Here is a 12312-nt window from a genome sequence, read left to right on the forward strand (position 1 = left end):
GAAATTAACGATATCCGCCAATAGTCTGTAAATAATACTATACACTCTTAAAAATAACACTTAGGCCGGCCATCCCGGCTGCCGCTGCCGCGCGAACCTAAATAGATCCCTACCGATACCTCGTGTGTGCCGTAGTTAGTTGTGCCGATAGGCGTAAGCGAATAGTCGAACGCATAACCTACCCTAAACTTCTCCGTAGCAAAAAACTCGGCCATCCCGGTAATTGAATTAGATTTTTGGAGGTTGCTTTGCAAATGCGGTTTAGCATACAGCGGCACGGCTGTACGGTAAGTGCTGCCTATCCAAATTCTTTCACCTAATAAAAAGAAGGCGTTAATATCCAGGCTGGTTGGCCCGGCGGCATCATCTTTCAATAAAAACGATGGTTTAAATTTAGTAGCATCGTTTAATTCAAATAAGGCGCCCGCTGTAAAGTAGTAATGCGGCTTGGGGATAGGTACCAGCAGCGACTGATCGCGCTTTAAATGCTGCGCCAAAAGGTTATCAGCCGAAAGGCCCACAAAAATATCGTCGTTGGTATACAATATGCCTAAACGCGCGTCGGGCAGTAAAGTACTTTGATAGCCGGCGGGCACATAGGTATCGTCATCACGTACGGCATGCAGTTGCGAGCCATCAATGCCAGCCTGTACAAAACCGCCCCCTATACCAAAAGATAAGCGGCTATTTTCGTTATCGCCTATTTGTAATTTATAGGCATAATTGGCATAAGCAGCCAGCGTACTTTGCGCGCCTATTTTATCCTGCGCTACAAGCAGCCCAAGGCCTACCCTGTTATCATTTAAGGCAGCATCGGCCGATACCGAAAAACTTTTCGGCGCCCCATCCAGTCCCGTCCATTGCGAGCGGTAAAAGCTTTGCAGGTAAATATCCTGCTTATAACCGGCATAAGCCGGGTTAATAAACAGCCCGTTAAACACGTATTGGCTGTATTGCGTATCCTGTTGCGCCCTGGCCATCCCGGCCGACAGGCATAAAAAAATCCATAAAAAACGCTTCATCATTTTGTCCTTTTAAATTTATCAGCCCAACTCCCAGGGAGGGACTATCATTCCGCACCCCGCGAACGCAGCAGGGTGATATATCCTTTATATGTTTCGGATACCCCGTTGGCATCCTTAACCTGCAGCACATAAAAATAGGTACCCTCGTTCAGGCCATTCCCTGTCCAGTCGCTCAGGTATCCCTGTTTGTGATAAATACTGTTGCCCCAACGGTTAAAAATATCGATGGTATTATCCGGATAATCTGTTAAACCGGGTATCTCAAACGTATCGTTCACCCCATCTCCGTTAGGGGTAAATACATTGGGCACGTTTAGCCCTTTAATATCTTTTATGGCGGTCGAACTGTTATCAGACGGATCGATATCAATCTCGGCCGAGCTAACAATGGCCGTATTACTTACCATACCGTGCTTGCCGGCCTTTACCAGTAATTGGATCTCGGCATTGCTTTTCCCTTTTAAATCGCCTATATACCAGGTAATCGTCCGGCTGTCTGCATCATATTGCCCGGTGCCGGTAGTTGCCCCTTTTATCCCCACATACACCAGGTTAAGCGGTAAAGCATCCCTCATTTTCACATTGGTTGCAATTTGCCCGGTTTTATTCCCTACTGTTATCCGGTAAATAAATACCTCGCCGGTTGCTACGGGTTTGGCCTCAACTACTTTTAGTACATCTAAATCTACCTGTGTAGATATGGTTGAGGTGGCCATAATTACCTGCAACTGCTCCGATTCATCAGAAGGGCAGCTCTCTTTATTATAGGCAATTACCGTGTACATCCCGGCTGCCGAAGCCGTATACTCGCTTTTTACCGCGCCGGGTATAGCCTTTTTTTGATTATACCATTGATAGGCCGCAGCGTTAGCTACACCGGCATGTAACACCACTTTTTGCCCTGGTTGTAAAACAATTACATTGCCGTTGGCATAAATGCCTTTTACCTTATTAAAGGCAAAGGCATTTATCCAAAGCATTAGTATGCTGATAACAGCTATGTAATATTTGTACCGCAAGGTCTGTATGGTTTATCCTGGTTACGGACCGGCTACAATTACCGGTTTACCTGGCACAGGTACTACTGTTATTACCTGCGTTGCAGTTTGCGTACAGCTATTATTAAGCGTGTAAGCCACTTTTACACCAAAGGTTACACTGCCGGCCGTTTGCTCGGTAACGGTGTAGGTATTGGTATTAGCCCCGGCTATATCGGTACCATTTCTTGTCCACTGATAAGTGTAAGTAAAATTGGTATTAGCCACACTTGCAGTTAATATCGTAGTTGATGCCCCCTTCTCGCAAACCGAGGTAACATTACCCGTTGGTGTGATGGCCGGCGTTAACTGCGGCAATACGTAAACCTTAAACGGATCGGAGATATCAGACGAGCAATCGTTTGTGTTGGTAATTACCAGTTGATAGGTATAATAACCCGCACCCGTCGAAACTTCGGTATAGGTGTTATCGGTACCATCTTTAGCTAATTGCTTGTTGCCGGCATTATCCATTTTGTACCATTGATACTTTTTGTAGGTAGATCCCGGATCAGCAGGGCCTTTTAAACTAATAGTGGACCCATAACATAATACCTGCGCCACAGCCGAGGCACTGGCTGGCGGAGCGGTAATAGCATCGCTTGGACCGGGCGTAACCGACTGTGCAAAAACAGCCATGGTTGCCACAGATAATAAAATAGTTAGTGTTGCTTTAATAAATGAATACATGTTATTTAATAGTTATATAGTTTGTGTCTGTGCGTGTGTTAATTCCCAGTTATAGTTGGCTTTGGCGGATTAGGGTTTAGCGTAACATTAAAATACTTGCGGCAAATGGGCGCAAAAACAATGTCGTCCAGCGCGAAATCGTTGCCGTTGGCAATGGTGTTTTGATTAATAATGCCAATAGTCGCAGATGTGCTGGTACCCGATGTCCACTGTACGGTAAAGTTTGTCCAAACGCCCGTATTTGCGGTTAGTTGTATTACCCCTAATTGTGAGCCGTTGATAGAAAAATTAAGTTTAGCCGGGTTAGCCGGATGCGCCGATGCTGCCCAGATAGAGAATATGTAGGTAGTGTTGGGCTCAACCGCAATGTTCTGCCACCATACTTTGGCGTTATTTACCGGCGATCCGTTGATCACCATCATAGTGCCGCTGCCGGTTGTATGATCGGCAAAGTTTGAAAAATTGGTATGGGTAACGCGCGGACTGGTACTAACCGAATAGTAACCTTCGGCACTCAGGGCGCCGAACGATCCGGTTGAACCGGTTGGACTGATATAAGTATAATCGCTGCTGAAGCCGTTGCGGCCATTAGTAAAATTACCGTTGGTAACCGTATTACGGCTCAGATCAATAAATTGCCACCAATACTGGCCGGACTGGGTAACCGTCATATCCGGATCAACCGCGCCATTGCTCCAGGTATAATTGCTGACACCCGGATCGGTATGTAATACTACACTGGTGCCACATTTGGTGATGGTTTCATCAGCCGAGATCTGGCATATTTCCGGCGCACGCGCGGCAGCGGTATTGGTATTGGATGTTTTGGATGAGTTATTGCTATTGTTAAAAATTGCGCCGGCGCTCCCGAACAGGAATAACAATAGCCCGCCGATAACAAACGGCAAAACGGAATAATAAGAAAGCGTAAATTGTTTAGTATAAATCCCCTGCATAAATCCAACCCCGGTAATACTTTAATCAATACAACAATACGTTGTACGGCAAAGCATTAGCTTTAGTTACGATTTATTTCATATTAGGATAATAAAATTCTTAACAGTTACTTATATTAATCTCTTTATTACTTTGCGTTATAACTTCTAAGCAATTTCAGATTTCCGGTATAAAAAAAAAAGACCCGAACAATCGGGTCTTTTTTAGTGTTACAAATTGTTTATCCAATTCACTAACTCATCGCGGGCCTTGCCCGTTTTTTGCTGGAGCCGGCCTAACAATTCGTCATCCTGGCCCTCTTCGTATTTCAGGTCATCATCAGTCAGGTCGGCATAGCTTTGTTTAACCTTGCCTTTTATCTCGTTCCACTTGCCTTTAATTTCTAATCTGTCCATGGTGTTTTTCTTTTTTAGATGTATTAGAAGAACACTGGGAAAAGGGATTGGTTTTAAAACGATAAGGTAAATCAGTTACAACGTCTTCACAGGCTCTCTCGGAGAGGAGGAAAAGTTCTAAAATTTTGGCTTAACATGATTTACCTGATTTTTGAATTAATTAATTGATTATCAATAATTTATTATTAATTATTCTCGAAATAGTGTTAAGTCGTGTTAACCCTGTATCGGATAGGATCCTATAATAGCGGTCCGCAGGGCTCACATTTTTGTTATCGCCGCGCCTCTCGTAGAGGACCCTACGCACGGCTGCAAAGCGGATATTTGTCGGACCTTCATGCTTCCACAGGGCCTTCCCCGAGTTTAAGTTAACCCACAAATTTGCTATAAATACTGTTAGCAAGTCCGCATAGCGGACGAAATATCTTGTAGCAACGGGTTTTAACCCGTTGATTAATGAATAAAACCAACAGGAGTTCCATGGGAACGGCAAATATTCTGTCGAATATAGTAACGATAATGATATGGCCCGAACCTACGGCTCTCCTATAAACTATTCCATTAATCAACGGATTGAAATCCGTTGCTAAAATATGAACCGGGGCGATGCCCTTTAGCCTAAATAAAAGGTTTTGGTTTTATGGGTTAACTTAAATAACCGAGAGACCCTGCGGAGACGAAGAATGACCCAATGACGCGAAGCATAATGACAGCGCAGCGAAATGACTATAACGCCCCCGCCTTGATCTCCTCAACAACAGCCGGATCTAATAGTGTAGAAGTATCGCCCAAATTACTGGTATCGCCTTCGGCTATCTTGCGTAAAATACGGCGCATAATTTTACCCGAACGTGTTTTAGGCAATCCGCTTACAAACTGGATCTTATCTGGCTTGGCGATAGCGCCTATAATGCGGGCCACAGTCATCATGATATCCTTGCGGGATAACTCTTCATCACCATGCTGATTAGGGCTTACTACAAAGGCGTATACGCCTTGTCCCTTAATATCATGCGGATAGCCCACCACGGCCGATTCTACCACGCTACTGTGCATATTAATGGCGTTCTCCACCTCGGCCGTACCAATACGGTGGCCGGATACATTCAGCACATCATCCACACGGCCGGTAATGCGGTAATAGCCATCCTCGTCGCGCAGGCAGCCATCGCCGGTGAAGTAATTGCCGGGATATGTGGCAAAATAGGTTAAACGGCAGCGTTCATGATCCCCATAAGTGGTGCGCAGCATTCCGGGCCACGGGAACTTAATACACAGGTTGCCGCTTACACCGTTACCCTCAATCTCGTTACCTTTTTCGTCAACCAAAATAGGTTGCACGCCCGGCAACGGGAAACTGGCATAGCCAGGTTTAAGCGGTGTAACGCCGGCAATAGGCGTTATCATGTGACCGCCATTTTCGGTTTGCCACCAGGTATCCACAATTGGGCATTTACCGTGACCTATTTTTTCATCAAACCAGTGCCAGGCTTCTTCGTTAATCGGCTCCCCTACCGATCCTAATTTAGTCAGCGTGCTCAGGTTTTTACCTTTCAGCGGTTCTTCACCAAAGCTCATCAGCGAGCGAATGGCGGTTGGCGCGGTATATAATATGTTAACTTTATGCTTATCTACCACATCCCAAAAACGCCCGGCATCCGGCCAGGTAGGCACGCCTTCAAACATCAGCGAGGTAGCCCCCTGCGATAGCGGCCCGTATACAATGTACGAGTGGCCAGTGATCCAGCCGATATCGGCCGTACAGAAAAAGATCTCTTCAGGCTGATACTGGAAGGTGGTATCAAACGTATACCCGGCGTAAACCATATAGCCGCCGCAGGTATGCACCACGCCTTTAGGCTTACCGGTTGAGCCGGATGTATACAGGATAAACAACATGTCTTCGGCTTCCATTTCTTCGGCCGGGCAGGCTTTGTTCCCTTGTGTCTCTACTTTTTTAACTTCATCTTCCCACCATACATCGCGGCCTTTTATCATGGCCACTGGTGTACGGGTACGGGTAAGCACAATTACGCGCTTAACCGAGGGGCACTGTACCAGCGCATCGTCAATTACATTCTTTAACGGGATATCCTTGGCGCCGCGGAAACCACCATCGGCAGTGATCACGATATTACACTCTGCGTCCTGGATCCTATCGGCAATAGATTGTGCCGAAAATCCCCCGAATACTACCGAGTGGATAGCGCCGATACGGGCGCAGGCCAAAATAGCGATAGCCAGTTCGGGCACCATGGGCATATAAACGCAAATACGGTCGCCTTTTTTAGCGCCGTTGTTTTTTAGCACATTGGCAAACTCACAAACCTTATCATACAGTTGTTTATAAGTCAGCACGCGGTGGTCTTCGGATGGGTCGTTAGGCTCCCATATAATAGCAGGCTTGTCGCCAATGGTTGTTAAATGCCGGTCGAGGCAGTTCTCGGTGATATTTAGTTTCGCCCCGTCGAACCAGCGTATTTTAGGCTCGGTAAAGTTCCAATCCAGCACTTTATCCCATTTTTTTCGCCATTGAAAGGTATCGGCTACGCCTGCCCAAAATTGCTCGGGTTGCTCTACACTTTGCTGATAGATCTGCTTGTATTCGTCGAAAGAGGTAATTTTCATAACTAAGTAAATGGTGGCGTAAATTAGTAATTTCTGCTTGATGTGTAAATGAAAAATATCAGAAATACAGGATTATACCATTTACCGGATTACTTTATGTTGCAACCGTTCTCATCAGCAAGTTTTAGGGTTAACAAATGGCTGATTACCCCATCAAAAAGAATTTAAAAATATTTTGAACACCCTATTGAATATTTGACATAAAAACCTGATATTTGCAAACTCTTTTGAGAAAAAGAACACAATTAAAAAGATTTGTCATGTCAAGAATATGTGATTTAACCGGAAAAGCTGCTATGACCGGTAACAACGTTTCTAATTCGAACCGTAAAACCAAACGCAGATTTTACCCGAATTTAAAACTGAAAAAGTTTTATATCCCTGAGGAAGATAAATGGATCACACTGAAAGTTTCTACTTCGGCTGTAAAAACCATTACTAAGAACGGCATCACTGCCTGCATCAACAAATTTGTAAAAACAGGAAAAATTTAATAGTAAATTAGATCTGGCGATGGGCTTTAGTTGTGAAACTGATGTCCCTTAAAAATCGCCCCGATCACAACATCATACTACAATGGCAAAAAAAGGCAACAGGGTTCAGGTAATATTAGAGTGCACCGAGCATAAAGAAAGCGGCATGCCGGGTATGTCTCGTTACATTACCACCAAGAACAAGAAAAATACCACTGAAAGGTTAGAGATGAAAAAATTTAACCCGGTATTAAGAAAAGTAACCGTTCATAAAGAAATTAAATAGTTGAACTGATCTATCGATCATTCACTAATTCAATAACTCAATAATTAAAAAGAGATGGCAAAGAAAGTAGTTGCAACCCTGCAAACAGGTAAAGGCAAAGAATTCTCAAAAGTAATCACCATGACCAAGTCGCCAAAAACAGGTGCTTATTCATTTAAGGAAGCAATTGTTCCTAATGATATGGTTAAGGACGTGATTGGTAAGAACTAATTACGAGCATAAAAGAATATAAAAGCCGTCTTGTATTTACGAGAGGGCTTTTTTTATTATCGGTCTGAACCGTGATTAAACGGATTTAAGGATTTACAGGATTATGTAAAATCATGCGATCCTTCCAATCTTGAAAATCAGGGTCGAACAATAATCTGCATATTTGCACATCCACACATTTGCATATCCATAATGGGCTTATTTGATTTTTTTAAAAAGAAGGAAACTACCCCGCAGCAACAGCAGGCGCTGGATACCGGTTTAGAAAAAACCAAGGATAACCTGTTTGCCAAGTTAACTAAGGCCGTTGCCGGCAAATCAACCGTTGATGATGATGTGCTGGACGAGTTGGAAGAGATCCTGGTCACTTCAGATGTGGGCGTTAAAACCACCCTCAAGATTATTGAGCGTATACAAGCCCGCGTAGCCCGCGATAAATACATCGGCACATCCGAACTGAACGGCATCCTGCGCGACGAGATCCAGCAACTGCTGGCCGAAAATAACAGTAACGATTTCAGCAGCTTTGAATACGGCACGCACAAACCCTATGTAATTATGGTGGTGGGTGTTAACGGTGTAGGCAAAACCACTACCATCGGCAAACTGGCGCATCAGCTAAAGCAAGCCGGCAACCAGGTAGTATTAGGCGCTGCCGACACCTTCCGCGCGGCGGCTGTAGACCAGTTATTGCTTTGGGGCAAACGTGTAGATGTAAGGGTGGTGGCGCAACCTATGGGGTCGGACCCCGCTTCGGTGGCTTTTGATACGCTTAAATCGGCCGTAGCCAATGGCGATGATGTAGCGATAATAGATACAGCCGGCCGCCTGCACAATAAAGTTGGCCTGATGAACGAGCTGACCAAGATTAAAAACGTGATGCAAAAGGTAGTCCCCGGCGCGCCGCACGAGATTTTGCTGGTGCTGGATGCATCAACCGGGCAAAACGCCATTGAGCAATGCAAGCAATTTACCGAAGCCACTAACGTTAATGCCTTAGCCCTCACCAAACTGGATGGCACGGCCAAAGGCGGTGTGGTGATTGGCATTTCCGATCAGTTTAAGATCCCGGTGAAGTATATAGGGGTTGGTGAAAGTATGAATGATTTGCAGCTGTTTGATAGGAAGAGTTTTGTAGAGTCATTATTCAAATAGAATACAAATTGTCATTGCGAGGAGCGTAGCGACGCGGCAATCTCGTAGTACGCAAATCAAACTACGAGATTGCCACGCTATCGCTCGCAATGACATAATAATAGGTAATGAGAACAAAAGAAGTAAGCAAAACACCAAAGCAACCGGTTAAACAGCGCGTGAACGTTGTAACGTTAGGCTGCTCCAAAAACATTTACGATAGCGAAGTATTAATGGGGCAACTGCGCGGTAACCAATTTGATGTGGTGCACGAGGCGGATAAAGTGAATAAGAACGACATTGTTGTCATTAACACCTGCGGGTTTATTGATAATGCCAAGCAGGAATCTATCGATACCATTCTGCAATACAGCGAGCTGAAGGATCAGGGTAAAATAGGCAAGGTAATTGTTACCGGCTGCCTGTCCGAACGCTACAAGCCCGAGTTGGAAGCCGAAATTACCAATGTAGATTCGTGGCACGGTACTAACGATCTGCAAAACCTGCTGGGTTCCTTAGGCGCTAACTATCGCCATGAGCTGATTGGCGAACGCATGCTGACCACCCCATCGCACTTTGCTTATTTTAAAATTGCCGAGGGCTGTAACCGGCCCTGCTCGTTTTGCGCCATCCCATTGATGCGCGGTAAGCACCTGAGCACACCGATGGACGAACTGGTGCGTAATGCACAGCATCTGGCTAAAAACGGCACTAAAGAACTGATTTTAATAGCCCAGGATTTAACTTACTACGGATTAGACCTGTATGGTAAACGCAACCTGGATGAGTTATTACGCCGCCTGAGCGACGTAAATGGCATCGAGTGGATCCGTTTGCAGTACGCCTACCCTTCCGGTTTCCCGATGGAAATTTTGGATGCGATGAACGAGCGCGAGAATATTTGCAAATACCTGGATATGCCATTGCAGCATATCAGCGATAACATGCTGAAATCGATGCGCCGCGGGATCACCAAACAAAAAACCATCGACGTGGTGAACCAGATCCGCGATAAGGTGCCGGGCATTGCCATGCGTACCACACTTATTACTGGTTACCCGGGCGAAACCGAACAGGATTTTGCGGAAATGCAGCAATGGGTAGCCGATACCAAATTCGACCGTCTGGGTTGCTTCACCTACTCGCACGAGGAAAAAACACATGCCCATACCCTGATTGATGACGTGCCCGAAGAAGTAAAACAGGAACGTGCCGATGCTATTATGGAAATTCAGCAGGGTATTTCGTTTGATAAAAATCAGGAAAAGATCGGTCAGACTTTTAAAGTACTGATTGATAAAAAGGACGGCGACTTTTTTGTGGGCCGTACCCAATACGATTCGCCCGAGGTAGATAACGAAGTTCTGATTGACGCGAAGGTGAATTACGCCACCGTTGGCAGTTTTGTAAATGTAAAAATTGACAACGCCGAAGATTTTGACCTTTATGGGGGAATAGTGAAATAAGTTTATATGGCTTTGAGTCTGCGTACGACTGGCTTCAGTCTGCGACTGAAGCCTACAGATAAATGAAGTCTGTGACTTCATGAACAATAATCCTTATAAATTAGGATCGGTAGAAAATTTATATGGCGATGCCTGCGGCCCGGGCTTTTCGTTCCAAGTCCTCGCCATTCCCACGCACCGTCCACCACGGCTCCGGGCTTTCCTCTGCAATCCCTATCGCGAAATTTTGTTGAGCCCGAGGATTTTGACCTTTATGGACAAATTGTAAAATAATACGGTTTGCCTTGCGGCGATGTTTGTATTAAGAATATAAAATCTAAATTCGATTTTTGTAAGCGGGTTTTGTTTTAATTCCGAACTTGAACTTTCGCATTTCGAACTTTTTACATGGACATCAGTTGTATCAGCTATAAAGACACCGGGTTTTTCTCGCCAACAGTTGCAAACTACCTGGACGATGCGCCCGATCTGCGCTCATTTTATAGCCATCGCCCTACTATGGAAGGCTTTGCCGAACTTTTTAATCATAAAAAAGTTGTGGCCGACAGGGAATTGCTGGCCAGGGTGTTAACTCATCAATATTTTGATAACGAAAAAGGTAAAAGCCACAATGCCCAAACCGTGCTGGCCAATATCGAACTGTTAAAATCGCCCGATACATTTACCGTAACTACTGGCCATCAACTCAACATATTTGCAGGGCCACTGTATTTTATTTATAAAATAGTTACCGCCATAAAGCTTAGTCGCCAGTTAAAGGAAGCCTTCCCGGATAAAAACTTCGTACCGGTTTACTGGATGGCATCCGAAGACCACGACTTTGCCGAGATCAATTACACCAACATAGGCGGTAAAAAAGTACATTGGTGGTACGAGGCCAGCGGCGCCACCGGTCGCATCAATCCTGATACCATCCGCCAGGCATTAAATCAATATAAAGGCGTACTGGGCTTGGATGGTTATGCTTTAGAGCTTGGCGAAATAGTGAGCACCGCCTATACCAAATTTGACAAACTGGCCGATGCTACCCGGTATATGGTGGATGCTTTGTTCGGTCAGTACGGTTTAGTGATCATTGATGCTGACGATCATGAATTGAAAAAGCAATTCGCCCCTATCATCGAGCAGGATATTATTGAGCAAAACAGCTTTAAACATATTACTGAAACTAATAAACTACTGCAAGCCATTGATGTTCATATCCAGGTTAACCCGCGCGAGATCAATTTCTTTTATTTGAAGGATAGCCTGCGCGAGCGGATTGTATTTGAAGATAACAGCTATAAGGTTTTAAATACGGAAATCGCTTTTTCGGAGGCGGAACTGAAGCAGGAAATAGCCGCGCATCCCGAACGTTTTAGTCCGAACGTAGTAATGCGCCCGCTTTACCAGGAAGTGATATTGCCCAACATTGCCTACATAGGTGGTGGCGCCGAGATGGTTTACTGGCTGGAACTGAAAGCCAACTTCGATCATTACAAAGTTGATTTCCCTATCCTGATCCTGCGCAACTCGGGCTTGATTATCCCCAAAGAATACACACCCAAAATAGCTAAGATGGGTTTATCCCCTCAGGATTTTTTTAAACCTGCCGATGAGTTGAAAAACTACTGGATCAAGCAGAATACCGACAAAGACCTGAGCCTGCAAAAGGAATGGGAGCAATTAGGCGCTATTTTTAAAAGCATAAAAGAGCGTGCAACACAAATAGACCCTACCCTTGCCCCATCAACCGCTGCGGTAGAAGCCCGGTTAAAGCACGCCATGGATAACCTTGAAAAGAAGTTCACCCGTGCCGAAAAACGCAATTATAGTACGCGGCTTACCCAGATAGATCATATTAAAGCCGATTTATTCCCTAAAGACAGCCTGCAGGAACGTACCGAAAACTTTGGCTTGTTCTATGTAAAATGGGGCCAAAGCTTTATTGACGAGCTTATCCGCAATTTCCAGCCGCTGGCTTTTGAGTTTAGTATTTTGGCCGAGTAATAACCAATTGTCATTGCTGACA

General features: G+C 44.9%; 12 protein-coding genes. 6 read left to right on the forward strand and 6 right to left on the reverse strand.

The window, feature by feature from the left end:
* Window positions 1–47 precede the first annotated feature (47 nt).
* The 6 genes from AC07M6_RS12360 to acs all read right to left on the reverse strand — a co-directional run bounded on the left by AC07M6_RS12360 (window position 48) and on the right by acs (window position 6732).
* A complete protein-coding gene (locus AC07M6_RS12360; RefSeq protein ID WP_494889796.1) occupies window positions 48–1025 on the reverse strand; it encodes a PorP/SprF family type IX secretion system membrane protein in 978 nt (325 codons plus the stop codon).
* A gap of 44 nt (window positions 1026–1069) precedes the next feature.
* On the reverse strand, window positions 1070–2005 hold the full coding sequence (locus tag AC07M6_RS12365) for a T9SS type B sorting domain-containing protein (RefSeq protein WP_494889798.1): 936 nt from the start codon (window positions 2003–2005) through the stop codon (window positions 1070–1072).
* A 60-nt stretch (window positions 2006–2065) separates the two neighbouring features.
* The gene (locus AC07M6_RS12370) at window positions 2066–2752 is read right to left on the reverse strand and encodes a hypothetical protein (protein ID WP_494889800.1); all 687 of its coding nucleotides are present in this window, start codon (window positions 2750–2752) and stop codon (window positions 2066–2068) included.
* Between the two features lie 38 nt (window positions 2753–2790).
* A complete protein-coding gene (locus tag AC07M6_RS12375) occupies window positions 2791–3708 on the reverse strand; it encodes a carbohydrate binding domain-containing protein (RefSeq protein WP_494889802.1) in 918 nt (305 codons plus the stop codon).
* Between the two features lie 210 nt (window positions 3709–3918).
* Window positions 3919–4104, reverse strand: a complete 186-nt coding sequence (locus AC07M6_RS12380) for a CsbD family protein (RefSeq protein ID WP_494889803.1) — start codon at window positions 4102–4104, stop codon at window positions 3919–3921.
* Between the two features lie 726 nt (window positions 4105–4830).
* Window positions 4831–6732 carry an acetate--CoA ligase gene (gene acs / locus AC07M6_RS12385; RefSeq protein WP_494889804.1) on the reverse strand — a complete coding sequence of 634 codons (1902 nt, stop codon included), beginning with the start codon at window positions 6730–6732 and terminating at the stop codon, window positions 4831–4833.
* Between the two features lie 260 nt (window positions 6733–6992).
* On the opposite strand from acs, the gene rpmB reads away from it, so the two are divergent.
* The 6 genes from rpmB to bshC all read left to right on the forward strand — a co-directional run bounded on the left by rpmB (window position 6993) and on the right by bshC (window position 12290).
* Window positions 6993–7226: a 50S ribosomal protein L28 gene (gene rpmB / locus AC07M6_RS12390; protein ID WP_494889805.1), complete on the forward strand. Its 234-nt coding sequence runs from the start codon at window positions 6993–6995 to the stop codon at window positions 7224–7226.
* A gap of 82 nt (window positions 7227–7308) precedes the next feature.
* Complete coding sequence (gene rpmG, locus AC07M6_RS12395) at window positions 7309–7491, forward strand: 50S ribosomal protein L33 (RefSeq protein ID WP_194106904.1); 183 nt, start codon at window positions 7309–7311, stop codon at window positions 7489–7491.
* 54 nt (window positions 7492–7545) lie between these two features.
* Complete coding sequence (locus tag AC07M6_RS12400) at window positions 7546–7701, forward strand: DUF4295 domain-containing protein (RefSeq protein ID WP_494889807.1); 156 nt, start codon at window positions 7546–7548, stop codon at window positions 7699–7701.
* A gap of 192 nt (window positions 7702–7893) precedes the next feature.
* On the forward strand, window positions 7894–8856 hold the full coding sequence (gene ftsY, locus AC07M6_RS12405; protein WP_494889808.1) for a signal recognition particle-docking protein FtsY: 963 nt from the start codon (window positions 7894–7896) through the stop codon (window positions 8854–8856).
* Between the two features lie 107 nt (window positions 8857–8963).
* On the forward strand, window positions 8964–10301 hold the full coding sequence (rimO, locus tag AC07M6_RS12410; protein WP_494889809.1) for a 30S ribosomal protein S12 methylthiotransferase RimO: 1338 nt from the start codon (window positions 8964–8966) through the stop codon (window positions 10299–10301).
* Between the two features lie 387 nt (window positions 10302–10688).
* Complete coding sequence (gene bshC / locus AC07M6_RS12415) at window positions 10689–12290, forward strand: bacillithiol biosynthesis cysteine-adding enzyme BshC (protein ID WP_494889811.1); 1602 nt, start codon at window positions 10689–10691, stop codon at window positions 12288–12290.
* The last annotated feature ends 22 nt before the right edge of the window (window positions 12291–12312 follow it).

It is taken from the genome of Mucilaginibacter sp. GW821-FHT07H05, assembly GCF_059418485.1.

What these genes read in the sequence shown, in the direction of transcription:
- AC07M6_RS12360 (WP_494889796.1), bottom strand. Translation starts at nt 1,025, where the DNA reads ATGATGAAGCGTTTTTTATGGATTTTTTTATGCCTGTCGGCCGGGATG.
- AC07M6_RS12365 (WP_494889798.1), bottom strand. Translation starts at nt 2,005, where the DNA reads ATGCTTTGGATAAATGCCTTTGCCTTTAATAAGGTAAAAGGCATTTAT.
- AC07M6_RS12370 (WP_494889800.1), bottom strand. Translation starts at nt 2,752, where the DNA reads ATGTATTCATTTATTAAAGCAACACTAACTATTTTATTATCTGTGGCA.
- AC07M6_RS12375 (WP_494889802.1), bottom strand. Translation starts at nt 3,708, where the DNA reads ATGCAGGGGATTTATACTAAACAATTTACGCTTTCTTATTATTCCGTT.
- AC07M6_RS12380 (WP_494889803.1), bottom strand. Translation starts at nt 4,104, where the DNA reads ATGGACAGATTAGAAATTAAAGGCAAGTGGAACGAGATAAAAGGCAAG.
- acs (WP_494889804.1), bottom strand. Translation starts at nt 6,732, where the DNA reads ATGAAAATTACCTCTTTCGACGAATACAAGCAGATCTATCAGCAAAGT.
- rpmB (WP_494889805.1), top strand. Translation starts at nt 6,993, where the DNA reads ATGTCAAGAATATGTGATTTAACCGGAAAAGCTGCTATGACCGGTAAC.
- rpmG (WP_194106904.1), top strand. Translation starts at nt 7,309, where the DNA reads ATGGCAAAAAAAGGCAACAGGGTTCAGGTAATATTAGAGTGCACCGAG.
- AC07M6_RS12400 (WP_494889807.1), top strand. Translation starts at nt 7,546, where the DNA reads ATGGCAAAGAAAGTAGTTGCAACCCTGCAAACAGGTAAAGGCAAAGAA.
- ftsY (WP_494889808.1), top strand. Translation starts at nt 7,894, where the DNA reads ATGGGCTTATTTGATTTTTTTAAAAAGAAGGAAACTACCCCGCAGCAA.
- rimO (WP_494889809.1), top strand. Translation starts at nt 8,964, where the DNA reads ATGAGAACAAAAGAAGTAAGCAAAACACCAAAGCAACCGGTTAAACAG.
- bshC (WP_494889811.1), top strand. Translation starts at nt 10,689, where the DNA reads ATGGACATCAGTTGTATCAGCTATAAAGACACCGGGTTTTTCTCGCCA.